This window comes from Kitasatospora sp. NPDC001540 (assembly GCF_042894345.1).
Lineage (GTDB): Bacteria > Actinomycetota > Actinomycetes > Streptomycetales > Streptomycetaceae > Kitasatospora > Kitasatospora phosalacinea_C.
On the sequence record NZ_JBIAVO010000017.1, the window covers coordinates 34,197 to 56,734 of the forward strand.

Annotated in this window: 19 protein-coding genes and 1 riboswitch; of the genes, 10 read left to right on the forward strand and 9 right to left on the reverse strand. The window is 73.4% G+C overall.

Annotated elements, in window-relative coordinates:
- Positions 1-36: 36 nt before the first annotated feature.
- Entirely contained in the window at positions 37-1,032 is a 996-nt protein-coding gene (locus ACFY00_RS20705; RefSeq protein ID WP_388032967.1) for a MazG family protein, read from the forward strand.
- Between the two features lie 12 nt (positions 1,033-1,044).
- On the opposite strand, the gene ACFY00_RS20710 is transcribed toward ACFY00_RS20705, so the two are convergent.
- A complete protein-coding gene (locus ACFY00_RS20710; protein ID WP_388032968.1) occupies positions 1,045-1,464 on the reverse strand; it encodes an SDR family NAD(P)-dependent oxidoreductase in 420 nt (139 codons plus the stop codon).
- 156 nt (positions 1,465-1,620) lie between these two features.
- On the opposite strand from ACFY00_RS20710, the gene ACFY00_RS20715 reads away from it, so the two are divergent.
- The 7 genes from ACFY00_RS20715 (at position 1,621) to ACFY00_RS20745 (ending at position 9,662) form a co-directional block, all read left to right on the forward strand.
- Positions 1,621-2,865, forward strand: coding sequence for a cytochrome P450 (locus ACFY00_RS20715; RefSeq protein ID WP_388032969.1), 1,245 nt, complete (start codon positions 1,621-1,623; stop codon positions 2,863-2,865).
- Positions 2,866-3,097: 232 nt separating this feature from the next.
- Positions 3,098-3,296, forward strand: a riboswitch (cyclic di-AMP (ydaO/yuaA leader).
- A gap of 3 nt (positions 3,297-3,299) precedes the next feature.
- Positions 3,300-4,004: a transglycosylase family protein gene (locus ACFY00_RS20720; protein ID WP_388032970.1), complete on the forward strand. Its 705-nt coding sequence runs from the start codon at positions 3,300-3,302 to the stop codon at positions 4,002-4,004.
- Positions 4,005-4,327: 323 nt separating this feature from the next.
- Positions 4,328-5,614 carry a phosphopyruvate hydratase gene (gene eno, locus ACFY00_RS20725; RefSeq protein WP_388032971.1) on the forward strand — a complete coding sequence of 429 codons (1,287 nt, stop codon included), beginning with the start codon at positions 4,328-4,330 and terminating at the stop codon, positions 5,612-5,614.
- A gap of 127 nt (positions 5,615-5,741) precedes the next feature.
- Positions 5,742-6,179 carry a septum formation initiator family protein gene (locus tag ACFY00_RS20730; protein WP_388032972.1) on the forward strand — a complete coding sequence of 146 codons (438 nt, stop codon included), beginning with the start codon at positions 5,742-5,744 and terminating at the stop codon, positions 6,177-6,179.
- 43 nt (positions 6,180-6,222) lie between these two features.
- Entirely contained in the window at positions 6,223-6,894 is a 672-nt protein-coding gene (locus ACFY00_RS20735) for a DUF501 domain-containing protein (protein ID WP_388032973.1), read from the forward strand.
- The gene (locus ACFY00_RS20740; protein ID WP_388032974.1) at positions 6,891-7,826 is read left to right on the forward strand and encodes an exopolyphosphatase; all 936 of its coding nucleotides are present in this window, start codon (positions 6,891-6,893) and stop codon (positions 7,824-7,826) included. The genes ACFY00_RS20735 and ACFY00_RS20740 overlap by 4 nt, the downstream gene beginning before the upstream one ends.
- A 468-nt stretch (positions 7,827-8,294) precedes the next feature.
- Complete coding sequence (locus ACFY00_RS20745; RefSeq protein WP_388032975.1) at positions 8,295-9,662, forward strand: NAD(P)/FAD-dependent oxidoreductase; 1,368 nt, start codon at positions 8,295-8,297, stop codon at positions 9,660-9,662.
- Between the two features lie 208 nt (positions 9,663-9,870).
- On the opposite strand, the gene ACFY00_RS20750 is transcribed toward ACFY00_RS20745, so the two are convergent.
- On the reverse strand, positions 9,871-10,326 hold the full coding sequence (locus ACFY00_RS20750; protein WP_388032976.1) for a DNA-binding protein: 456 nt from the start codon (positions 10,324-10,326) through the stop codon (positions 9,871-9,873).
- 185 nt (positions 10,327-10,511) lie between these two features.
- Between ACFY00_RS20750 and ACFY00_RS20755 the strand changes: the two genes are divergently transcribed.
- Complete coding sequence (locus ACFY00_RS20755; RefSeq protein ID WP_388032977.1) at positions 10,512-11,771, forward strand: cation:proton antiporter; 1,260 nt, start codon at positions 10,512-10,514, stop codon at positions 11,769-11,771.
- Positions 11,772-11,795: 24 nt separating this feature from the next.
- On the opposite strand, the gene glgA is transcribed toward ACFY00_RS20755, so the two are convergent.
- Positions 11,796-12,986, reverse strand: coding sequence for a glycogen synthase (gene glgA, locus ACFY00_RS20760; protein WP_388032978.1), 1,191 nt, complete (start codon positions 12,984-12,986; stop codon positions 11,796-11,798).
- 52 nt (positions 12,987-13,038) lie between these two features.
- A complete protein-coding gene (locus ACFY00_RS20765) occupies positions 13,039-13,194 on the reverse strand; it encodes a hypothetical protein (RefSeq protein ID WP_388032979.1) in 156 nt (51 codons plus the stop codon).
- 229 nt (positions 13,195-13,423) lie between these two features.
- On the opposite strand from ACFY00_RS20765, the gene ACFY00_RS20770 reads away from it, so the two are divergent.
- Positions 13,424-14,779 carry a helix-turn-helix domain-containing protein gene (locus tag ACFY00_RS20770; protein WP_388032980.1) on the forward strand — a complete coding sequence of 452 codons (1,356 nt, stop codon included), beginning with the start codon at positions 13,424-13,426 and terminating at the stop codon, positions 14,777-14,779.
- A 79-nt stretch (positions 14,780-14,858) separates the two neighbouring features.
- Here ACFY00_RS20770 and ACFY00_RS20775 read toward each other — a convergent pair whose 3' ends face one another.
- From ACFY00_RS20775 to ACFY00_RS20795, 5 genes are read right to left on the reverse strand one after another with little or no spacing between them, the layout of a single operon-like run.
- Positions 14,859-16,214: a phosphomannomutase/phosphoglucomutase gene (locus tag ACFY00_RS20775; protein WP_388032981.1), complete on the reverse strand. Its 1,356-nt coding sequence runs from the start codon at positions 16,212-16,214 to the stop codon at positions 14,859-14,861.
- Positions 16,204-18,426, reverse strand: a complete 2,223-nt coding sequence (glgB, locus tag ACFY00_RS20780) for a 1,4-alpha-glucan branching protein GlgB (RefSeq protein ID WP_388032982.1) — start codon at positions 18,424-18,426, stop codon at positions 16,204-16,206. The genes ACFY00_RS20775 and glgB overlap by 11 nt, the downstream gene beginning before the upstream one ends.
- Positions 18,427-18,462: 36 nt before the next feature.
- Entirely contained in the window at positions 18,463-19,923 is a 1,461-nt protein-coding gene (locus ACFY00_RS20785) for a hypothetical protein (RefSeq protein ID WP_388032983.1), read from the reverse strand.
- 1 nt (position 19,924) lies between these two features.
- Positions 19,925-21,940, reverse strand: a complete 2,016-nt coding sequence (locus ACFY00_RS20790) for an alpha-1,4-glucan--maltose-1-phosphate maltosyltransferase (protein ID WP_388032984.1) — start codon at positions 21,938-21,940, stop codon at positions 19,925-19,927.
- A 43-nt stretch (positions 21,941-21,983) separates the two neighbouring features.
- Positions 21,984-22,520, reverse strand: a complete 537-nt coding sequence (locus ACFY00_RS20795) for a DJ-1/PfpI family protein (protein WP_388033008.1) — start codon at positions 22,518-22,520, stop codon at positions 21,984-21,986.
- Positions 22,521-22,538 lie beyond the last annotated feature (18 nt).

The following is a 22,538-nucleotide window of genomic DNA, read 5'->3' on the forward strand; positions in this document are numbered from 1 at the left end:
CCCGTGGCCGGGGCGCCGCGCGGTAGGTTCGGTCCCGTGGAGACTCCGAAGCTGATCCTGCTGACCACCACCCACCGCGTCGCCCCCGGCCTGCTCTCCTGGCCCGCCTGGGAGGCGCTCCGGTCCGCGCCCACGGTGCTGGCCGGTGTCGCGGACCACCCGCAGTTGGCCGCGCTGCGGGCGGCGGGCGTGGAGCCGGAGGTGGTGGAGCGGCCGTCCGCCCCGGCGCTGGCCCGGCAGTTGCTCGCCCGGGCCCCCGCGGTCTGGCTGGAGAGCCCGGACGGCGACCCGGGCCTGACCGACGCGCTGGCCCGGATCGCGGTCGAGGAGGCGGGCGAGCACCCGGAGATCGAACTGCTGCCGGGTTCGTACGACCTGCCGGGGGCCCGGCTGCTCGACCTGGTCTCGGTGATGGACCGGCTGCGCTCGCCGGGCGGCTGCCCGTGGGACGCCGAGCAGACCCACCAGAGCCTGGTGAAGTACCTGGTGGAGGAGGCCTTCGAGCTGGTCGAGGCGATCGAGGAGGGCGACCGGGAGACCCTGCGCGAGGAGCTCGGCGACGTGCTGCTGCAGGTGTTCTTCCACTCGCGGATCGCCGAGGAGGACGCCGAGGACCCGTTCTCGATCGACGACGTGGCGGGCGACATCGTCGAGAAGCTGATGTACCGCCACCCGCACGTGTTCGGCGACGTGAGCGTGACCGGCTCGGCCGAGACCGAGGCCAACTGGGAGCAGTTGAAGGCGGCGGAGAAGCAGCGCGAGTCGGTGCTGGACGGCGTGCCCGCCGGGCTGCCCGCGCTGGCGTACGCGGCGAAGCTGGTCTCGCGGGTGCGCCGCGCGCACTTCACCGGCGTGCCGGACGCGCCGTACGAGCTGCCCGCCGAGCTGACCGCGGAGTCGGCGGGGCGACTGCTGCTGGCGGTCGCCCAGCGCGCCCACGACCGGGGGGTGGACGTGGACGCGGCGCTGCGGGCGGCGGCCCGCCGCTACCGCGCGGCGGTCCGGGCCGCGGAGGGGCTGCCGGAGGAGTAGGGGGACGCGGGTTCAGCCCGCCAGCGGGACGTCCGCGACCGGGCGGCGCTGGGCCGGGACGACCTCGCCGATGGCCTCGCCGACCAGGGCGAGGACCTCGGCCAGCGGGTTCAGGTGACCGGGCAGGTCGGCGAGCTGGACGATCCGCTCGCCGTCCGGGCCCGCGACCGCGAACAGGTCGATCGGGCCGAGGTGCTTGACGGCGGTGTCGACCAGCGCGGCGATGTCGGCCGGGTGGTGGATGTCGCCGGAGACGCCGACCACCGGGCAGCCGGGGCGGTCGAGTTCGGCCGCGAGGTCCTCGGCGATGCCGGGGCGCAGGTCGGCGATGAGCAGACCGGCGGCACCGGCGGCGGAGAAGCGGCGGGCCAGGTCGGCCCCCGAACCTCCGTCGAGCACCGCGATGACCACCACTGCACCGGCTACTCGCATGGTCTGCTCCCCTTTCCGAGGGCGAACCCGTGGCCGACCCGCACGTCGCCCACTGTGGTTATCGGAGGATCGTAGGCGCGCCCCGACGCTCCGCAACAGGGATTACCCACCAGGTGACCAGACTCACGCGGTGGTGCTTCCCGATACGGTCAAGACATGCCAGATCAGCCCCACGCCCCCCATCCGCAACTCTTCACCTGGGAGTTCGCGGCCGACCCCTACCCGGCGTACGCCTGGCTGCGCGAGCACGCGCCGGTGCACCGCACCACCCTGCCGAGCGGGGTGGACGCCTGGCTGGTCACCCGCTACGCGGACGCGCGGCAGGCGCTGGCGGACGCCCGGCTGTCGAAGAACCCGGCGCACCACAGCGAGCAGGCCCACCGCAGCGGCCGGGTCGGCATCCCGGGGGAGCGGCAGGCCGACCTGATGACCCACCTGCTGAACATCGACCCGCCCGACCACACCCGGCTGCGCCGCCTGGTCTCCAAGGCGTTCACCCCGCGCCGGGTGGCCGAGTTCGAGCCGCGGGTGCAGCAGCTCACCGACCGGCTGATCGACTCCTTCGCGGCCCGCGGCGAGGCCGACCTGATCCACGAGTTCGCCTTCCCGCTCCCCATCTACGCGATCTGCGACCTGCTCGGCGTCCCCGCCGAGGACCAGGACGACCTGCGCGACTGGGCGGGCATGATGATCCGCCACACCGGCGGTAAGAGGGGAGGGGTCGGCCGCGCGGTCAAGCAGATCCGCGGCTACCTGGCCGACCTGATCCACCGCAAGCGGGCCGACCTGGGCGACGACCTGATCTCCGGCCTGATCCGGGCCGGTGACCACGGCGAGCACCTGACCGAGAACGAGGCCGCGGCGATGGCCTTCATCCTGCTCTTCGCCGGCTTCGAGACCACCATCAACCTCATCGGCAACGGCATGTACGCGCTGCTGCGCAACCCGGACCAGCGCACCCTGCTCCAGCAGTCGCTGGACCGCGGCGAGTCGGGCCTGCTGGAGACCGGCGTCGAGGAACTCCTGCGCTACGACGGCCCGGTGGAGCTGGCCACCTGGCGGTTCGCCACCGCGCCGCTGGCCATCGGCGGGGTGGACATCCCGGTCGGCGACCCGGTGCTGGTGGTGCTGGCCGCGGCGGACCGCGACCCGGCCCGGTTCTCCGCCGAGAACACCCTCGACCTGGCCCGCTCGGACAACCCGCACCTGGGTTTCGGTCACGGCATCCACTACTGCATCGGCGCCCCGCTGGCCCGGCTTGAGGGGCAGCGCGCGATCGGCAGCCTACTGACCAGGCTTCCGGACGTCCGGTTGGCCGCCGATCCGGCGGACCTGCGCTGGCGGGGCGGACTGATCATGCGCGGTCTGCGCGACCTCCCGGTCTCCTTCACGCCCCGCTGACGCCGTTTCGGCACCCGCGACACGCCGTCCGACCGGGCCGACGACGCGCCGGGGCGGGGGCGCGCGTCGCACGCCGGTTCGGAACGAATCCGGACATACCTGGATCGTTCGTGTACGAGATTCGAGGATCCGTAATTTCGGCGTGATCATGGTGATATGAGCTTGTGATTGCTCGTCAGCTTTGCCTACTCTCCGACATGCCCGCAGCTGCGGGCCCCGATCGCGGCACGCCGAGTCCTGTCCGCCGCGTCCTCGGGCCACCTACCAGGTACCGGACAGGAGCGGGGGAACCAGTGTGAACGCCGTAGTCCCAACGGCTTGGGGTGAGGCCGCCGAGCGGCGGGCGCAACCGCGTCCGGAGCGACCGGCGGCCGGGCCAACCTCCCGGTCCGAACCCGACAGCTCACCTCGCAGGCGTGCGGAGAGGACGTCCCGTGCTGTTCGCCAACACCGCCCGCCACCGCCGTAGTACCAAGGCCGAGAAGGTCATCGCCGCCGCCGGCGTGGCCTCGGTCGGCCTGGCCCTGCCACTGCTCGCCGCCACCGGAGCGGTAGCCGCACCCGTCGACACCTGGGACCGCGTGGCCCAGTGCGAGAGCGGCGGCGACTGGAGCATCAACACCGGGAACGGTTTCTACGGCGGCCTGCAGTTCACCTCCTCCACCTGGCGCGCCTTCGGCGGCGGCCAGTACGCGGCCCGCGCCGACCAGGCCAGCCGCGCCCAGCAGATCGCGGTGGCCGAGCGGGTGCTCGCCTCCCAGGGCCCCGGCGCCTGGCCGGTCTGCTCCAAGCGGGCCGGGCTCGTCAAGGGCGGCGCGCCTGCCGACACCTCCGAGGACGCCGCCTCGCGCTCCCAGGAGCGCCCGACCGCCCCCCGGCAGCCGAAGGGCTCGCAGTCGAAGAAGCCCGCGAAGCCCGCTGCCCCCGCCACTCCCGCCGAGCCGCAGGCCGCCGAGCCCCAGGCCGCCCCGCAGAACACGGCCGCCGGCGGTTACACCGTCCAGGACGGCGACACGCTCTCCGGCATCGCCGCCGCGCAGAACGTGTCCGGCGGCTGGGAGCGGATCTACCAGGCCAACCACGAGCTGATCGGTGCCGACCCCGACCTGATCGTGCCCGGCCAGGTGCTCGCCCTCTGAGCCGGTCCGGGCCCGGTCCGAGCCCGGGTCCCGAGCCGGTCCGGAACCGGTCCCGGCATCCGGGACGCGAGGGGCGGGCGGCCTGACGAGGCCCCGCCGCCGCCCTGACGAGGGCCGCGTCCCCTGACGTTCCGTCCGCTCCCGGTGCGCACCGGGCAGTTCGCGCTGCCGGGGGCGGCGGACCGGCCGTCAATCAGGTGAACTACCGATGAGTAGCCCGGCCACACCGTGAGACGGGGCCCGGCCGAGCGTGGCCGCGGCGCGGTGTGCGGCTAGGCTCTGGTCGTAACGACCACACATCCGCTTCCGCTAGGAGATGCCTCGTGCCGTCCATTGATGTCGTCGTAGCCCGTGAGATCCTCGACTCCCGCGGCAACCCCACGGTCGAGGTCGAGGTCGGTCTCGACGACGGCAGCACCGGTCGCGCGGCTGTCCCGTCGGGTGCCTCCACCGGTGCCTTCGAGGCCCTGGAGCTCCGTGACGGCGACAAGAACCGCTACTTCGGCAAGGGCGTCGAGAAGGCCGTCCTCGCCGTGATCGAGCAGATCGGCCCCGAGCTGGTCGGCTACGACGCCACCGAGCAGCGCCTCATCGACCAGGCCATGCTCGACCTGGACGCCACCCCGGACAAGTCCTCGCTCGGCGCCAACGCCATCCTGGGCGTCTCCCTCGCCGTGGCGCACGCCGCCTCCGAGGCCAGCGACCTGCCGCTGTTCCGCTACCTGGGCGGCCCGAACGCCCACGTGCTGCCCGTCCCGATGATGAACATCCTCAACGGCGGCTCGCACGCGGACTCCAACGTCGACATCCAGGAGTTCATGATCGCCCCGATCGGCGCGGAGTCCTTCTCCGAGGCCGTCCGCTGGGGCGTCGAGGTCTACCACACCCTCAAGGGCGTGCTGAAGGAGCGCGGGCTCTCCACCGGCCTGGGCGACGAGGGCGGCTTCGCCCCGAACCTGGACTCCAACCGCGAGGCCCTCGACCTCATCACCGAGGCGATCAAGAAGGCCGGCTACACCCCGGGCAAGGACGTCGCCCTGGCCCTGGACGTCGCCGCCTCCGAGTTCTTCGAGGACGGCGCCTACCAGTTCGAGGGCAAGGCGCTCTCCTCCGCCGACCTGATCGCGTACTACGCCGAGCTGGTCGCCGACTACCCGCTGGTCTCCATCGAGGACCCGCTGGACGAGTCGGACTGGGACGGCTGGAAGGCCATCACCGACGCGATCGGCGACAAGGTCCAGCTGGTCGGCGACGACCTGTTCGTCACCAACCCGGAGCGCCTGCGCAAGGGCATCGAGACCGGCACCGCCAACGCGCTGCTGGTGAAGGTCAACCAGATCGGCTCGCTCACCGAGACCCTGGACGCCGTCGAGCTGGCCCAGCGCAACGGCTACCGCTGCATGATGTCGCACCGCTCCGGCGAGACCGAGGACGTCACCATCGCCGACCTCGCCGTCGCCACCAACTGCGGCCAGATCAAGACCGGCGCCCCGGCCCGCTCCGAGCGCGTCGCCAAGTACAACCAGCTGCTGCGCATCGAGGAGATCCTCGACGACGCCGCCGAGTACGCGGGCCGTTCGGCGTTCCCGCGGTTTCGCTCTGCGAACTGACGAGCACAGCGCTCTGCGGACAAGTAAGCACAGCAAGGGCTGAACAACCCCTTGATGTGACCGGTGCCCCGGCTCCCACCGCGTAGGGTGGGGCCGGGGCACCGGCATGCGCAGGAGGGGCGAGCAGATGGCCAAGTGGAGGATTCCCGGGTTGGCGGCGCGACCGCGCTTCACCAGCCGGGCCACCGTGCTGGTGCTCGTGCTGTGCTCGCTGGTGGCGATACTCGCCTACCCGGCCCGGCAGTACATCGCCCAGCGCGGCGAGATCGCCGCCCAGCGGGCCAAGGCCGAGCACGCCCGCCAGCAGGTCGACGAGCTGCGCCGGGAGAAGGCCCGCTGGCAGGACCCGGAGTACGTCAAGGCCCAGGCCCGGGAGCGGCTGCACTACGCGCTGCCCGGCGAGACCCCGTTCGTCTCGGTCTCCCCGCAGCCCTCGCCCGGCGCGAAGCCCTCGACCGACGCCGCGGCCGGCCGCCCGAAGGCGGTCAAGCCCTGGTACGCCACCCTCTGGGACTCGGTGGACGCCGCCGACGCCGCCCTGCCCGCCCCGCGACCGGCCCGCTGAGCAGCCCCAACGACCCCCGCCCCCTCAGACGAACAGACTCCCGATGAGCAACCAGAACCCTCCCGCGTCCGACGCCCCCGAGGTGTCCGAGCGCGACGTCGCCGCCATCGCCGCCCAGCTCGGCCGCGTCCCGCGCGGGCTGCGCGGCGTCGCCCACCGCTGCCCGTGCGGCAACCCGGACGTGGTGGAGACCGCGCCCCGGCTGCCCGACGGCACGCCGTTCCCGACGCTCTACTACCTGACCTGCCCCCGGGCCGCCTCGCTGATCGGGACGCTGGAGGCGGACGGCGTGATGAAGGAGCAGACCGCCCGGCTCGCCGAGGACCCGGAGCTCGCCGCCGCGTACCGGAGGGCGCACGAGGACTACATCGCCCGCCGGGACGCCATCGAGGTGCTGGAGGGCTTCCCCAGCGCGGGCGGGATGCCCGACCGGGTCAAGTGCCTGCACGTGCTGGTCGGGCACTCGCTGGCCGCCGGGGAGGGCGTCAACCCGCTCGGCGACGAGGCGATCGGGATGCTGGAGCAGTGGTGGGCCAAGGGCCCGTGCGTCAGCGAGGCCGAGGTCGACGCGGCCGGTGAGCGGGTCGCCCGCAACCGGGCCAAGGCCGCGGGGCAGGACCACGACGCGGTGATCGCCGCCAAGGAGGCGCTGAGCGCCGAGCGGGCCGCCCGCAAGGCGGCCGCCGGGGCCGACGGGGCGGAGGACGAGTCGTGAGCAGCACCCGGGTCGCCGCGATCGACTGCGGCACCAACTCGATCCGCCTGCTGATCGCCGACCTCGACCCGGCCACCGGCGGGATCACGGACCTGGACCGGCGGATGCTGATCGTCCGGCTCGGCCAGGACGTCGACCGCACCGGGCGGCTGCACCCCGAGGCGCTGGCCCGCACCTTCGCGGCCTGCCGCGAGTACGCGGAGGTCATCGCCGCGCACGGGGTCACCCCGGACCGGATCCGGATGGTCGCCACCTCCGCCTCCCGGGACGCCGAGAACGCCGCCGAGTTCACCGCCGGGGTCGAGGAGATCCTGGGCGTCACGCCGAGCGTGGTCAGCGGCGAGGAGGAGGCCCGGCTGTCCTTCACCGGCGCCACCCGCGAGCTGCTCGGCGGCCCGCACCGGCCGCCGTACCTGGTGTTCGACCTGGGCGGGGGCTCCACCGAGTTCGTGCTCGGCGAGCAGGAGGTGCGGGCCGCGTACTCGATGGACATCGGCTGCGTGCGGATGACGGAGCGTCACTTCGCGGGCGGACAGCCCACCGAGGCGCAGATCGAGGCCGCGCGGGCCGACATCCGGGCCGCGCTGGACACCGTCGCCGGGGTCGTCCCGCTGGACTCCGGCGCGACCCTGGTCGGCCTGGCCGGGACGGTCACCACCGTCGCCGGGATCGCCCTGGAGCTGCCCGGGTACGACTCCGAGCGGATCCACCACGCGGTGGTCGGCGTCGAGCGGGTGCGGGAGGTCGCCCGTTGGCTGCTGCACTCCTCGCACGCCGAGCGGGCCGCCGTCCCGGTCATGCACCCCGGCCGGGTGGACGTGATCGCCGCGGGGGCGCTCGTCCTGCTGGAGGTCATGGAGCGCACCGGGGCCGCCGAACTGCTGGTCTCCGAGCACGACATCCTGGACGGGATCGCCTGGTCGATCGCCTGATCCACCGGGCCGCCGGGAGGCCGTCGAAGGGCCCCCGGGAAGGTGTCGGAAGGCCCCCGGAGGGCGCGCGGGAGACCCCCGCGGGCCGTTCCGGGGGCCTTCCGGCGTGTCGCGGCGAGAAGCTTCGTGAATTTCTTCACATGGCAATCCAGCCTTTCGACCCACTCGGAGCCACTGCGGCGACCGAAATGTGGACCGAAGGCGCTGTCGGCGGGTCGCTCGTGGGATCGCAGGCAACCTGGTGTTCATCCCGGAGAAATCGAAACCCCGCTCGGGAACCGGTGCGGGGCCGGGATCGTTGCTGCTCAGCGCGGCACTGCGGCCCGGACCGCTCACCGAGGTCGGCCGACGGGGGTGGGGAGACCCCTCCGGGGCGGAAGTGCGGGCGCGCAGTGTAGCACCCGGTGTCCAGGAGCTTGTGACGGGCCTCACGAATGGCCCGTCAGGCGGGGGTGGATACTTTCGGATATGAGCACCACGGAGCGTCCTCGCATCCTCATTGTCGGCGGTGGTTACGTCGGCCTGTATGCCGCGATGCGCATCCTCAAGAAGATGCGTTACGGCGAAGCGACCGTCACGGTCGTCGACCCGCGGTCGTACATGACGTACCTGCCCTTCCTCCCCGAGGCGGCCGGCGGCAACGTCGCCCCTCGCAACCTCGTCGCGCCGCTGCGCAGCGCCCTCAAGAAGGCGGAGGTGCTCACCGGTCACGTGACCGAGGTGGACCACGCCCGCAAGGTCGCCACCATCCAGCCCGCGGCGGGCGACTCCTACGAACTGCCCTTCGAGTACCTGGTCGTCGCGACCGGCTCGGTGTCCCGCACCTTCCCGATCCCGGGTCTGGCGGAGCACGGCATCGGCATGAAGACGGTCGAGGAGGCGATCAGCCTCCGCAACCACGTCATGGCGCAGCTCGACAAGGCCGAGTCCACCACGGACGAGGACGTCCGGCGCAAGGCCCTGACCTTCGTGGTCATCGGCGGTGGCTTCGCCGGCATCGAGACCGTCGCCGAGATCGAGGACATGGCGCGCGACGCCGCCAAGATCTACAAGACCGTCAGCCGTTCCGACATGCGCTTCGTGGTGGTCGAGGCGGCCAACCGCATCCTCCCCGAGATGGGCCCGGACCTCGGTCTGTGGACCAAGGGCCGCCTGGAGGAGCGCGACATCGAGGTCTACATCGAGACCTCGATGGAGTCCTGCGTCGACCAGCACGTGGTGCTGAAGAACGGCATGGAGTTCGACGCCTCCACCATCGTGTGGACCGCGGGCGTCAAGCCCAACCCGGTGGTCAACCGCTTCGGCCTCCCGCTCGGCCCGCGCGGCCACGTGGACACCGCGGCGACCCTCCAGGTGCAGGGCTTCGACTACGTGTGGGCCGCGGGCGACAACGCCCAGGTGCCCGACCTGGCTGCCGGTGAGGGCGCCTGGTGCCCGCCGAACGCGCAGCACGCCGTCCGCCAGGCCGCCGTCCTCGGTGACAACGTCATCGCGGGCATGCGCGGCTTCCCGCAGGCCGAGTACAAGCACAAGAACCTCGGCGCGGTGGCCGGCCTCGGCCTGCACAAGGGCGTGGCGATCCTGTTCGGCAAGATCAAGCTCAAGGGCCGCCTGGCCTGGTGGTTCCACCGCGGCTACCACGGCGCGATGGTCCCGACCATGAACCGCAAGATCCGGGTCTTCACCGACTGGACCCTGGCGATGTTCCTCAAGCGCGAGACGGTCGGCCTCTCCGAGATGGAGAAGCCCTTCGACGCCTTCCAGGAGGCGACCGCCCCCGCGCCGAAGCCGGCCGCCGCGGCCGCGCCGGAGAAGGAACTCGCCGCGAGCAAGTAAGTCACGAGCGAAGAGCGACCAGACCCGACACAGGTCGGGTACGAGTCGGAGGCCCTCCGCCCGGCAGCGCCGCCGGACCACGACCTCCGTGGTGCTCAGCCGGCCCCGCCACCGGGCGGAGTACAGCAGGCAGTTGACGAAGGCCCCCACCCTCCACCGGGTGGGGGCCTTCGGACGTTCCGGGGCCGGTCGCCGTCCTGGCGGGGCGTCAGGAGGGCTCGGCGGGGGCGGTGCGGTCGGTCAGCCGCTCGTGCCGCTGGCGGGCGGCCTGCGGCGTGCCCAGGCCCAGCCCGAAGGCGATCTCCTGCCAGGTCATCCCGCGCCCGCGGGCCATGGTGAGCAACCCGGCCTCCAGCTCGTCGAGTTCGGCCCGCACCAGCGGCAGCAGGGTCAGCGCGGCCAGCACGTCGGCCCGGTCGACCTCCGGCTCGCCCTCCTCGGCCAGGGCCGCCCCGCTGAGCAGGAACGCGACCAGCCGCACCGCCTCGTGCGGGGCGAGCATCGCGGGGTTGGTCTGCCGCTGCCGCTGCCCGTCGGTGGCGGCGTGCCGCTCGGCGATCCGGAACAGCGAGGCGTACACCCGCTGGGTGCGGGCGGCGGCGGGGTCGGGCGGGGCGAACGGGTCGGCGGCGGGGGAGTGCGGCTGGGGGGTGGTGTCGGCCATGGTCCCAGGATGCGCCGACGAACGCAGTGTGGTCAAGGATCCGTTGTGAACATTCCGTTCAAGTGCGGGAGTGCTCCGCGCGACTTCCCACAGTGCGCCCCGGCCGGTGACGTTCCGTCGACGGTCCGGATGTGACGACCTAGATTTCTGGCTGTCAATTCTTAAGTAAATATTGGGGGTTGCAGATGTCCTCGGATCCCACCACCCGGTTCCTCCTCGCCTTCGCCGCCGTCCTGGCCCTCGGACCCGGCGCCGCCCGGCTCGCCCGGCGGTTCGGCCAACCGGCGGTGATCGGCGAGATCGTGCTCGGGATCGCGCTCGGACCGTCCCTGCTCGGACGCGTCCTGCCCGACCTGCACCGGCAGCTGTTCACCGGCGTGCCGCTGACCGTCCTCGGCGGCCTGTCCCAACTCGCCCTCTCCCTCTACGCCTTCGAGATCGGCGCGCACCTCGCGGCGGAGGCCCGGACCCGCCGGGGCGCCGGGGGCCGCTCGCCGCTGCCGCTGGCCGCGGTGTCGGTGGCGGTGCCGGCCGCCACCGGGCTGGCGCTCGCCCCCTGGCTGGTCCGCTCGGGCGGGGTCGGACCGCACGGCTCGCCCGGCTCCTTCGCGGTCTTCCTGGCCGCCGCGCTCGGCGTCACCGCCGTGCCCGTGCTGGCCCGGCTGCTGCACGACCGCGGCCTGGACGGCACCCCGGAGGGCCGACTCGCCCTGGCCGCCGCGGCCGTCGGCGACGGCGTCTGCTGGGCGCTGCTCGCCCTCGCCCTCTGGCTGGCCGGCGCCCTGCCGGCCAGCCACCTGGCCCTCGCCCTGGCCGGGGTCGCGGTCGCCGCCCTGCTCGCCCGCCGCCGCGCCCGCGCCGCCGACCGCACCCCGCCCGGCCCCCGTCCCGGCGCCGCCCCGCTGCTCGGCGCGGTCTGCCTGGCCGCCGCGCTCTCCTCCGCGCTCGGCCTGCACACGCTGTTCGGCGGCCTGGTGCTCGGCCTGCTCTGGCCGCCCGCCGACGGCCCGCACGGCGAACTGCCCGCCACCACCGCCGCCGGGCTCGGCACCCTGGCCACCCTGCTGTTGCCCTGCTTCTTCCTCGGCGCCGGCCAGCAGGTCGACCTCGGCGCCGAACTGGCCGACCCCGGCTTCCTCGCCCTGGCCGGGACGCTGCTCGCCGCCTCGACCGCGGCCAAGGTGCTGCCCGCCGCCGCGGTCGGACGGCGCGGCGGGCTGCCCTGGCGGGACAGCCTGCGGCTCGGCGTCCTGATGAACACCAAGGGGCTCACCGAACTCGTCCTGCTCGCCGCCGGTCGGCAGGCGGGCCTGATCGGCCCCCGGCCGTACGCGGCGCTGCTGGTGGTCGCGGTCGCCGCCACCGTGCTGGCCGGGCCCGCGCTCCTGCTGCTGGGCGAGCGGCCGCGGGCCGCGGCGGAGCCGGTGCCCGCCCCGGCGGGCTGAGCGCGGGCCCCGCCGGGGCGGCGGTCAGCGGGCGGCCAGCACCTTGCCGTAGACGTCGAGGGTGCGCTCGGCGACCCGGTCCCAGGAGAACTCCCGGACCGCCCGCTCCCGCCCGGCCAGGCCGAACTTCTCCGCCGTCCCCGGGGACTCCAGCAGCGCGTTGACGGCCGCGGCCAGACCGCGGGCCAGGGCGGCCGGGTCGGTGGGCTCCCCGGTGGCGTCGTCCCGCTGCTCGTACGGCACCAGCAGGCCGGTGCGGCCGTGCTCGACCACCTCGGGGATGCCGCCGACCGCGGTGGCCACCACGGCGGTCTCGCAGGCCATCGCCTCCAGGTTGACGATGCCCATCGGCTCGTACAGCGAGGGGCAGACGAACACCGCGGCGCGGCTGAGCAGTCGGCGCAGGCTCAGCGGGTCGAGCATCCCGTCGATCCGGACCACGCCGTCGCGCCGCCGGACCAGGTCGGCCACCAGGCCGTCCACCTCGGCGGCGATCGCGGGGGTGTCCGGCTGCCCGCAGCACAGCACCAGCTGGGCCTCCGGGCGCAGCTCGAAGGCCGCCCGGAGCAGGTGCTGCAGGCCCTTCTGGCGGGTGACCCGGCCGACGAACAGCACGATCGGCCGGTCCGGGTCGAGGCCGAACCGCTCCAGCACCGCGGGGGAGCGGTCGGGCCGGTAGGCGTCGGCGTCGATGCCGTTGTGGATCACGTGGACCCGCTCGGGGGCGATCTCCGGGTAGGCCGCGAGCACGTCCGCGCGCATCGCGCGGGAGACCGCGATCACGGCGTCCGCGGACAGTGCGGCGGTGCGCTCCAGCCAGGAGGAGAGCGCGTAGCCGCCGCCGAGCTGCTCGGCCTTCCACGGGCGCAGCGGTTCCAGGCTGTGCGCGGTCATCACGTGCGGGACGCCGTGCAGCAGGCCGGCGACCTGGCCGGCGCCGTTGGCGTACCAGGTGTGGCTGTGCACCAGGTCGGTGCCGGCGCAGGCGGCCGCGGCGCCGAGGCCGGCGCCGAGGAAGCCGAGCGCGGGGTTGGCGCCGCGCAGTGCCCCGGGGACGGCGTGGGCGCGGGTGCCCTCCTCGTGGCGGGGCTCGCCGAAGCAGTGGACGTCCACCTCGACGCGGCGGCGCAGCGCCCGGGTCAGCTCGGTGACGTGGACGCCGGCACCGCCGTACACCTCGGGCGGGTACTCCCTGGTCAGGACGGAGACGCGCATGGCGGATCCCTTCTGGGGGCTGGGGCGCTGGTTCCGGGGCCGGGCGCGGGTCTCAACAGCAGTCGCCGTCCCCGTTGGGGGTGACGACGGCCACAGGGACGCCCTTGGTCGGGGCGGAGGAGTGGGCCGCGCCGAGCGGGCCGAGGGCCAGGGCGAGGCCGGTCGCGGCGAGCACGGCGGCGAGGCGGGCGATCAGCTTCTTGGACATGGCGGTGCCTTCCTGAGCAGGCCCTTCGCGGGCGGCTTCGAATTGACATGTAGAGTCAATCTCGATTGACATAACCTGTCAATGGAGCGCTTCCGGGTAGGGTTCGATGCCCGGTACAACGTCAGGTCAGCCCGAGAACAGTCGAGAAGGAAGGCATCGACAACGCCTTGGCGGCCTGCTCGCCGTCCTGTAAAAATGGCAGTCAAATAGCACTCTGGAGGTGGACGACGTGGACCAGACTCAGAGCGTGCCGGGTGGAATCGGTCAGCGCCTGCGCGAGCTCCGGCTCAAGCGCGGACTCAACCAGCAGGACCTCGCCTCCGAGGACATCTCGGTCAGTTACGTGTCCCTGATCGAGACCGGCAAGCGGGCCCCGTCGGAGGCCGTGCTGAAGAGCCTCGCCGAGCGGGTGGGCTGCTCGGTGGAGTACCTGCGCACCGGGCACGACGACGCCACCATCAAGGAGCTCGAGCTCAAGGTGGCCTTCGGCGACATGGCGCTGCGCAACGGCTCCAACGGGGAGGCGCTGCAGTCCTTCAGCGAGGCGCTGGCCTCGGCGCCGCTGCTCAGCGACGCGATGGTCCACCGGGCCCGGCTCGGCCAGGCGCTGGCGTTCGAGAAGCTGGGCCGGCTGGAGGCCGCGATCCAACTGCTCACCACGCTCTTCGAGGACCCGGCCATGGTGGCCGGCTCGGCCCAGTGGGCCCAGCTCGCGGTGGCGCTGTGCCGCTGCTACCGGGAGTCCGGCGACCACGTCATGAGCGTCGAGGTGGGCGAGCGGGCGATGCGCAAGCTCGACGCGCTCGGCCTGGACGTCACCGACGACCACATCCAGCTCGGCGCCACCCTGATCGGCTGCTACCGCGAGCGCGGAGACCTGGGCCAGGCCAACCTGGTCGCGGCCCGGCTGCTGGTGGTCGCCGAGCAGACCGGCTCGCGGGTCGCCCGCGGCTCGGTGTACTGGAACGCCGCGCTGGTCGCCAAGTCGCGCGGGCGGGTGGACGAGGCGCTCGGCCTCACCGAGCGGGCGCTGATGATGATGGCCGAGACCGACAACGTCCGGCACATGGCCCTGCTCAAGGGCGTGTACGGGCGGCTCATCCTGGAGACGGACCCGCCCGACCTGGAGCGGGCCCGCACCCTGCTGGACGAGTCCCAGCTCGGGCTGCTGGAGGCCGGAACCGCCACCGAGCAGGCCTGGAGCGAGACCAGCCTGGCCCAACTGGACATCCAGCTGGGGCGGTTCGACGAGGCGGCGGCGCACGCCAACCGGGCGCTCGGGCTGCTGCGGGCCGAGCCGCGGTTCGACGCCGCCAAGGCCCGGGTGCTGCTGGCCGAGGCCCAGTTCTTCGGCGGCGACCAGGACAGCGGCGTGGCCACGCTGCACGCGGTCGAGCGGCAGCTCGGCCAGCTCGCCGCCAACCGCGGCGCGGCGGAGGTCTGGCGGCAGGTCGGCGACCTCTGGCAGCGGTTCGGCCGGCCGGACGAGGCGATGAGCGCCTACCAGCGGGCGCTGACCAGCGTCGGCCTGCGGGCGCTGCCCAGCGCGGCCGAGGCGTCCTCGTCGCGGCAGGTCAGCCAGTAGCCGCGGCGGACCCGCCGGGTGCGGCGGGTCCGCGGGCGGTCCGGTCCCGGAGGGGGTGTCCCGGGACCGGACCGCCGGTTCAGGAGCCGGCGACGATCCGCAGCACCCGCTCGCGGAGGCCGTCGAGGCGGCCGCCGTCGGGGGCCTCGGCGTTCAGCCGCAGCACCGGCTCGGTGTTGGAGGCGCGCAGGTTGAACCAGGAGCCGTCGGAGAAGGTGGCGGTCAGGCCGTCCAGCCGGTCCAGGGCGGCGCTGTCGCCGAGCGAGCGCTCCACCGCGGCCAGCGCGGCGGCCGGGTCGGCGACCTCCAGGTTGGTCTCCGCCGCGGTGGCGTACCGGGTGAAACCGGCCACCAGCTTGGACAACGGCTGCTCCGCGGCGGACAGTTCGGCCAGGATGTGCAGGGCGGCCAGCATGCCGGTGTCGGCGAACCAGAAGTCGCGGAAGTAGTAGTGCCCGGAGTGCTCGCCGCCGAACACCGCCAGGTGCTCGGCCATCAGCGCCTTGACGAAGGAGTGCCCGACCCGGGACCGGACCGGCACGCCGCCGTTCTCCTCGATCACCTCGATCGCGGACCGCGAGGTGATCAGGTTGTGCACCACCCGGGCCCCGGGCTCACCGGCCAGCAGCCGGGCGGCGACCAGCGCGACCACCGAGGAGGCCGGCACCGCCTCGCCGCGCTCGTCGACCGCGAAGCAGCGGTCGGCGTCCCCGTCGAAGGCCAGCCCCAGGTCGGCGCCCTCCGCCCGGACCCGGGCCTTCAGGTCCGCGACGTTGGCCGGCTTCATCGGGTCGGCCTCGTGGTGCGGGAAGCTGCCGTCGAGCTCGAAGTACATCGGGACGACCTCGAGCAGCGGGTGGTCCAGCACCAGCGGCACGGTCAGCCCGGCCATGCCGTTGCCCGCGTCCACCACCACCTTCAGCGGCCGCAGCCCCGAGAGGTCGACCAGCGAACGCAGGTGGGCGGCGTACTCGTCGAGCAGGCTCTCGGCCCGCCGGACCCCCGGGACCGGGTCGGCGGCGACCGGCGCCGGGTCGACCAGCGCGGCCCGGATCCGCTCCAGGCCGCTGCCCTCGCCGACCGGCACGGCCCCGGCCCGGCACAGCTTGATCCCGTTGTACGCCGCCGGGTTGTGGCTGGCCGTGAACATCGCACCGGGCACGTCGAGCCGCCCGGACACGAAGTACAGGTAGTCGGTGGAGCCGAGGCCGGCGTCCAGGACGTCCGCGCCCTGCTCCAGCACGCCCCGGGTGAAGGCCGCGGCCAAGGCGGGCGAGGAGTCCCGCATGTCGTGGGCGACCGCGATCTCGGCGGCCCCGGTCAGCTCGGCGAAGGCGGCGCCGATCCGGTACGCGGCGGCCTCGTCCAGCTCCTGCGGCACCAGGCCGCGGATGTCGTAGGCCTTGACCAGGCGGCGGGCGAGTTCAGGCTCCATGATGCTCCTCGGGTGTCAGCCAGACGGTGGCCAGTGGGGGAAGGGTCAGCCGGGCGCTGTGGTCCTGGCCGTGCCACGGGACGGGTTCGGCCTCGGACCGGCGGGCCCCGGCGGCGGCGTCGCTGCCGCCGTACCGGGCGTCGTCGGTGTCCAGCACGGTCCGCCAACGGCCCGGCAGCGGCAGGCCGATCCGGAAGCCGTGCCGGACGACCGGGGAGAAGTTGCTGACGGCGACCAGCGGGCTGCCGTCGGCCGCGCGGCGCACGAACGCGACGACGTTCTCGTCGGCGGCGCCGCCGTCGAGCCAGGTGAAGCCGGTGGGGACGGTGTCCTGTTCGTACAGGGCGGGGGTGGCGCGGTAGGTGTGGTTGAGGTCGGCGACCAGGCGTTGGATGCCTTGGTGGTCGGTGTGTGCGGGCCAGGCGTCGTCCAGCACCCACCACTGCGGGCCGTGCTCGTGGTCCCATTCGGCTCCTTGGGCGAACTCCTGTCCCATGAAGAGGAGTTGCTTGCCGGGGTGGGCCCACATGAAGCCGAGGTAGGCGCGGTGGTTGGCGCGTTGCTGCCACCAGTCGCCGGGCATCTTGGAGACGAGTGCCTGCTTGCCGTGGACGACTTCGTCGTGGGAGATCGGCAGGACGTAGTTCTCGGAGTAGGCGTACACCATCGAGAAGGTGATCTCGTTGTGGTGGTACTTGCGGTGCACCGGCTCCTTGGAGATGTACACCAGCGAGTCGTGCATCCAGCCCATGTTCCACTTCAGGCCGAAGCCCAGGCCGCCGCTGTCGGTCGGCCGGGTCACGCCCTCCCAGGCGGTGGACTCCTCGGCCACCGTCAGCACGCCCGGGCAGCGCCGGTAGACGGTGGCGTTCATCTCCTGGAGGAAGGAGGCGGCGTCCCAGTTCTCGCGGCCGCCGTACTGGTTGGGGGTCCAGGCGCCGTGTTCGCGGGAGTAGTCGAGGTAGAGCATGGAGGCGACGGCGTCCACGCGCAGGCCGTCGACGTGGAATTCCTCGCACCAGTAGACGGCGTTGGCGACGAGGAAGTTGCGGACTTCGGTGCGGCCGTAGTCGAACTCCAGGGTGCCCCAGTCGGGGTGTTCGGCGCGCAGCGGGTCGGCGGGCTCGTAGAGGGGTTCGCCGTCGAAGCGGGCCAGGGCGAAGTCGTCCTTGGGGAAGTGTGCGGGGACCCAGTCGACGATGACGCCGATGTTGTGCCGGTGGAGGGTGTCGACCAGGTGGCGGAAGTCGTCGGGGGTGCCGAGGCGGGCGGTGGGGGCGTAGAAGCCGGAGACCTGGTAGCCCCAGGAGCCGCCGAAGGGGTGTTCCATGACGGGCATGAACTCGACGTGGGTGAAGCCGAGTTCGTTCAGGTAGCCGGGCAGCACCTCGGCGATCTGGCGGTACGAGGTCAGCTCCGGGCGCCAGGAGGCGAGGTGCATCTCGTAGACCGACAGCGGGGCGCGGTGGTGCACGGTGCGGGCGCGGTGCTGCATCCACTCGGCGTCCTGCCACGCGTGGCGGGAGACGGTCACCAGCGAGGCGGTGTCGGGGGGGCACTGGGCGGCCCGGGCGAGCGGGTCGGCCTTCTCCACCCGCTGTCCGTGGCGGGTGAGGATCTGGTACTTGTACTGCTCGCCCTCGCCGACGCCGGGCAGGAACACCTCCCACACGCCGGAGGAGCCCAGCGAGCGCATCGGGTGCGCGGTGCCGTCCCAGTGGTTGAACGAGCCGATCACCCGCACCCCGACCGCGTTCGGCGCCCACACCGCGAACGCCGTACCCTCCACCCCCTCCACCGTGCGCACGTGCGAGCCCAGCGCCCGCCACAGCTGCTCGTGGCGGCCCTCCCGGATCAGGTGCAGGTCCAGCTCGCCCAGCGTCGGCGCGAACCGGTAGCCGTCCTCCTGCACCAGCGGCTCACCACCCGGATACGTCACCCGCAGCCGGTAGTCGGGCAGTTGGGCGATCGGGAGCAGGGCGGTGAACAGGCCGTCCGGGCCGGGCACCAGGGCGACCTCGCCGAGCGGGGTCTCCAGCACCACGCGTTCCGCGCCGGGTCGCAGCGCCCGGACGGCCACGCCCTCCTCGACCGGGTGCGCGCCGAGGACGGCGTGCGGGTCGTGGTGGGCGCCGGCGAGCAGCCGTTCGGCGTCGTCGGGCGGCGGCGGGGCCTCGGGGAGCAGGAGCGGGGCCGTCAGCTGCACGGTCACGGGAGTGGCGTCCTCTCGGGGGTTCGGGCGGGCGGTTCAGCGGCCGGCGGCCAGCCGCTGGATCGCGTTGAGCGGGATGAACCGCTTGTCGGGGCGGTAGCGGGTCTCGTACACGGCCTCGTAGACGGCCTTGTCGATCTCGAAGGCGCGCAGCACCGCCGGGTGGCAGTAGGGGTCGACCGGTCCGCCGGCGGCGTAGCCGGCGATGAAGGCGCGGCGGCCGCGCAGCGACCAGGCCCGGGCGCGGCGGGTGTGGTGGAGCCGGTCGGCGGGGTCGAGGAGTTCGCCGTCCTCGGCGAGCAGGGTGGCGAGCGCGTGCTCGGCGGCGTACTCGAAGGAGCGCAGCATGCCCGCGACGTCGCGCAGGACGGGTTGCGGGCGGCCCTGGTCGTCGGCGGTGCCGCCGGGTTCGCCCTCGAAGTCGATGACCTTCCACCCGGTCTGGGTGCGCAGCACCTGGCCGAGGTGGAGGTCGCCGTGGATCCGCTGGCCGTCGAGGCCGCGGCCCTGGCAGGCGGCGCGGGCGAAGTCCCGGTAGATCTCGGTGATCCGCCCGGTGTACGGGGCGATCTCGGGGACCCGGTGGGCGGCATCGCGCAGCCGGTCGTCGAGCCGGCCGACGATGCCGCAGACCTGCTTCTCGGTCAGGTGGCGGCGGGGGAAGGCCTCGGCGAGCAGGCGGTGGGTGCGGGCGACGGACTCGCCCATGGCGTAGGCGTCGGCGCCGAAGCCGCCGAGGCCGGCGGCGCCCTCGCGGCCGCGCAGGCTGTCGGTGGCGTGCCGGACGGCGAGGTCCCAGCCGTCGCCGTCGGCGGGCAGGAACTCCTGGAGCACGCCGAGCACGTGGTCGTCGACGGTGAGGCTGCCGAGCAGACCGGGGGTGCTGAGGCTGCCGGCGGCGGTGAGGGCGGTGAGCACCTCGGCCTCCGGGTGCGGGCCGGGCTGCGGCTGGCGGAACAGCTTGAGCATCAGCCGGTTGCCGAACACCACGGCGCTGTTGGTCTGTTCGGCCTTCAGCGGGCGCGGGGTGAGGCCGTCGGGCAGCGAGCCGGGGCGGGTCAGGGCGAGGCGGGGTTCGCCGGGTCGGGCGGTCCGGGTGCGTTCCAGCAGCAGGGACATCAACTCCGGGTCGTCGGTGGCCTCGTAGATCCACCAGCCGTCCCAACGGCCGCCGACCGCCTGCCCGACCACCGCCGCGTTCAGGCGCGGGGCGAGCCGGGGACGCAGTCCCAGCAGCAACTGGTAGCGGCGGGCGGCACCGGAGGTGTGGACGGCGGTGAGCAGGGCGTGCACCAGGACGGCTTCGCCGCCGGGCCGTTCCAGCACGGTGTCGGTGATCGGGACGAGGTCCTGCAGGCAGCCGCTCTCGTGGGTGAACCAGCGGCGGGTGACCAGCCAGGGCAGCAGCGCGGGCAGCATCGGGCGGAGCAGCTCGTCGCCCCGGAGGGCCGGCCCGGGTTCGGTGGCCAGGCAGGACTCGCAGACGGCGGTGGTCATCTCAGCCGTCCTGGCGCAGGGTGAGCAGGTGGGCGGGGGCGACGGCCGGGTCGAGCCGGACGTAGTTGTGACGGCCCCAGAGGTAGAGCTCGCCGGTCAGCTCGTCCCTGACCTTGGTGTCCTCGGGCAGGTCCAGGGTGACGGTGGCCTCCTGGACGTGGTGCGGGTCGAGGTTGACCACGGTGACGACCCGGTCCTCGGTGCCGTCCGCGGCGCGGGCGGTCTTGGAGAAGGCGATGATCGCCTCGTTGTCGACGGGGTGGAAGCGCAGGTCGCGCAGCTGCTGCAGCGCGGGGTGGCGGCGGCGGAGCCGGTTCAGGGCGGTGAGCAGCGGGGCGAGGGTGTCGGTGCGGGTCCAGTCGCGGGGGCGCAGCTCGTACTTCTCGGAGTCGAGGTACTCCTCCGAGCCCGGGTGGGCGGCCCGGTTCTCGAAGTGCTCGTAGCCGGCGTAGATGCCGTAGCTGGGGGAGAGGGTGGCGGCGAGGACGGCGCGCAGGGCGAACGCGGCGGGGCCGCCGGCCTGGAGCTGCTCGGGGAGGATGTCGGGGGTGCTGGGGAAGAAGTTGGGGCGCATCCAGGCGGCCGCCTCGCCGGTGAGTTCGGTGAGGTACTCGGTGAGTTCGGTCTTGGTGGTGCGCCAGGTGAAGTACGTGTAGGACTGGTGGAAGCCGATCTTGCCCAGGGTGTGCATCATCGCGGGGCGGGTGAAGGCCTCGGCGAGGAAGAGCACGTCCGGGTCGGTGCGGGCGATGTCGGCGAGCACCTTCTCCCAGAAGTTCACCGGTTTGGTGTGCGGGTTGTCGACGCGGAAGATCCGCACTCCGCGGGCCATCCAGAAGCGCAGGATCCGTACCGTCTCGCGGACGATCCCGTCGAAGTCCTGGTCGAAGTTGACCGGGTAGATGTCCTGGTACTTCTTGGGCGGGTTCTCGGCGTAGGCGATGGTGCCGTCCGCGCGGTGGCTGAACCACTCGGGGTGCTTGTGCACCCAGGGGTGGTCCGGTGAGCACTGGAGGGCGAAGTCGAGGGCGATCTCCAGGCCCAGTGCGGTGGCTTCGGCGACGAAGTGGTCGAAGTCCTCGAGGGTGCCCAGGTCCGGGTGGACGGCGTCGTGGCCGCCTTCGGGGGAGCCGATCGCCCAGGGCGAGCCGACGTCGTGCGGACCGGCCGTCAGCGTGTTGTCCGGGCCCTTGCGGTGGGCCCGGCCGATCGGGTGGATCGGCGGCAGGTACACCACGTCGAAGCCCATCGCGGCGATGGCGGGCAGCCGTTCGGCGGCCGTGCGGAAGGTGCCCGAGACCGGGGGCTCGACGCCGGTCGGGTCGACCACCGCGCCCTCCGAGCGCGGGAAGAACTCGTACCAGGAGCCGAACAGCGCCCGCTTCCGGCTGACCACCAGCTCGAACTCGGGTGAGCTGCTGACCAGTTCGCGCAGCGGGTAGCGCTCCAGGACGGCGGTGACCCGGGGGCGGCGGGCGATCAGCAGCCGCTCCAGCGGGGGGCGGTCCGGGTCGCGGAGCGCGGCGGCGGCGCCGAGCAGGACGCCGCGGCCGCGGCCCTGCGGGACGTTCCCGGCGGCCCGCTCCAGCAGCTGCGCGCCCTCGACCAGGGTGACCTCGACGTCGACGCCGGCCGGGACCTTGACCGCGGCGGTGCGCTGCCAGCCGGTGACCGGGTCGCTCCAGGCCTCCACGGCGTAGGTCCAGCGGCCGGGGACGGCGGGGGTGACCTCGGCGGTCCAGCGGTCGGTGCCGGGGGCCTGCTCGCGCATCGGCGTCCACGGCCCGCGGCGACCGCCGGGGCCGCGCAGCACCACGTTGGCGCCGACCGCCTCCCGGCCCTCGCGGAACACCGTCGCGGACACCTCGAAGGTCTCGCCCTCGACCGCCTTCGCGGGCCGGCGGCCGCCGTCGACGGCCGGTCTGACGTCGAGCACCGGGATCCGCCCTACTGGCTCCGGCCGACGACGGACTGCTGAGGCGGCGCGGGGGGACAACACGGCGGTACGGGCGGACATGGCGGAACTCCTCTCGGTGGCGGGACGCGCGGGGGGAGCGGGATCAGCGGTGACCGATCCGGTCGATGATGGTGCGGGCGAACAGGTGGCAGTGGTTGCCGGTGCGGGCGGTCACCAGGTCGCCGTCGACCACCACGTCGCGGTCGACGAAGACGCCGCCCATGTTCCGCAGGTCGCCCAGCAGGTTGTTGTGGACGACGGCCTGCCGACCGCGGATCACCGAGGGCACCGGGGCGGCCAGCCACATGCCGTGGCAGATGATCCCCTTGACGATCGCCGGGTCGGCGAAGGCGCGGCGCAGGAACAGCGCGGCGGGCGGCAGCCGGTCGACGTCCTCGGTGTAGCGCAGCCGGTCGGCGACGATCCCGGAGGGCACGATCACCGCCGCGTACTGGCGCAGCTCGAACTCGTCGACGTCCTCGAAGGACTCGCTGACCTCGAACGGCATGCCGTGCTCGTGGCCGCGGAAGACCAGCCGGTCGTTGCCCCACAGCCGGGTGAGGAAGTGGACGGCGGCGCCCTCCTCGGCGAACCGGCGCTGGTAGTAGAGGATCTCGGGCTCGTAGAAGTCGCTCTCCATCAGTACGGCGATCCTCCG

Coding starts and splice junctions, on each gene's coding strand:
- glgA (WP_388032978.1), bottom strand. CDS start 12,986: ATGCGCGTCTCCGTCCTGACCAGGGAGTACCCGCCCGAGGTGTACGGC.
- ACFY00_RS20745 (WP_388032975.1), top strand. CDS start 8,295: ATGAGCACCACGGAGCGTCCTCGCATCCTCATTGTCGGCGGTGGTTAC.
- ACFY00_RS20785 (WP_388032983.1), bottom strand. CDS start 19,923: ATGACCACCGCCGTCTGCGAGTCCTGCCTGGCCACCGAACCCGGGCCG.
- ACFY00_RS20710 (WP_388032968.1), bottom strand. CDS start 1,464: ATGCGAGTAGCCGGTGCAGTGGTGGTCATCGCGGTGCTCGACGGAGGT.
- ACFY00_RS20735 (WP_388032973.1), top strand. CDS start 6,223: ATGAGCAACCAGAACCCTCCCGCGTCCGACGCCCCCGAGGTGTCCGAG.
- ACFY00_RS20790 (WP_388032984.1), bottom strand. CDS start 21,940: ATGTCCGCCCGTACCGCCGTGTTGTCCCCCCGCGCCGCCTCAGCAGTC.
- ACFY00_RS20775 (WP_388032981.1), bottom strand. CDS start 16,214: ATGGAGCCTGAACTCGCCCGCCGCCTGGTCAAGGCCTACGACATCCGC.
- ACFY00_RS20765 (WP_388032979.1), bottom strand. CDS start 13,194: ATGTCCAAGAAGCTGATCGCCCGCCTCGCCGCCGTGCTCGCCGCGACC.
- ACFY00_RS20755 (WP_388032977.1), top strand. CDS start 10,512: ATGTCCTCGGATCCCACCACCCGGTTCCTCCTCGCCTTCGCCGCCGTC.
- ACFY00_RS20715 (WP_388032969.1), top strand. CDS start 1,621: ATGCCAGATCAGCCCCACGCCCCCCATCCGCAACTCTTCACCTGGGAG.
- ACFY00_RS20730 (WP_388032972.1), top strand. CDS start 5,742: ATGGCCAAGTGGAGGATTCCCGGGTTGGCGGCGCGACCGCGCTTCACC.
- ACFY00_RS20750 (WP_388032976.1), bottom strand. CDS start 10,326: ATGGCCGACACCACCCCCCAGCCGCACTCCCCCGCCGCCGACCCGTTC.
- ACFY00_RS20795 (WP_388033008.1), bottom strand. CDS start 22,520: ATGGAGAGCGACTTCTACGAGCCCGAGATCCTCTACTACCAGCGCCGG.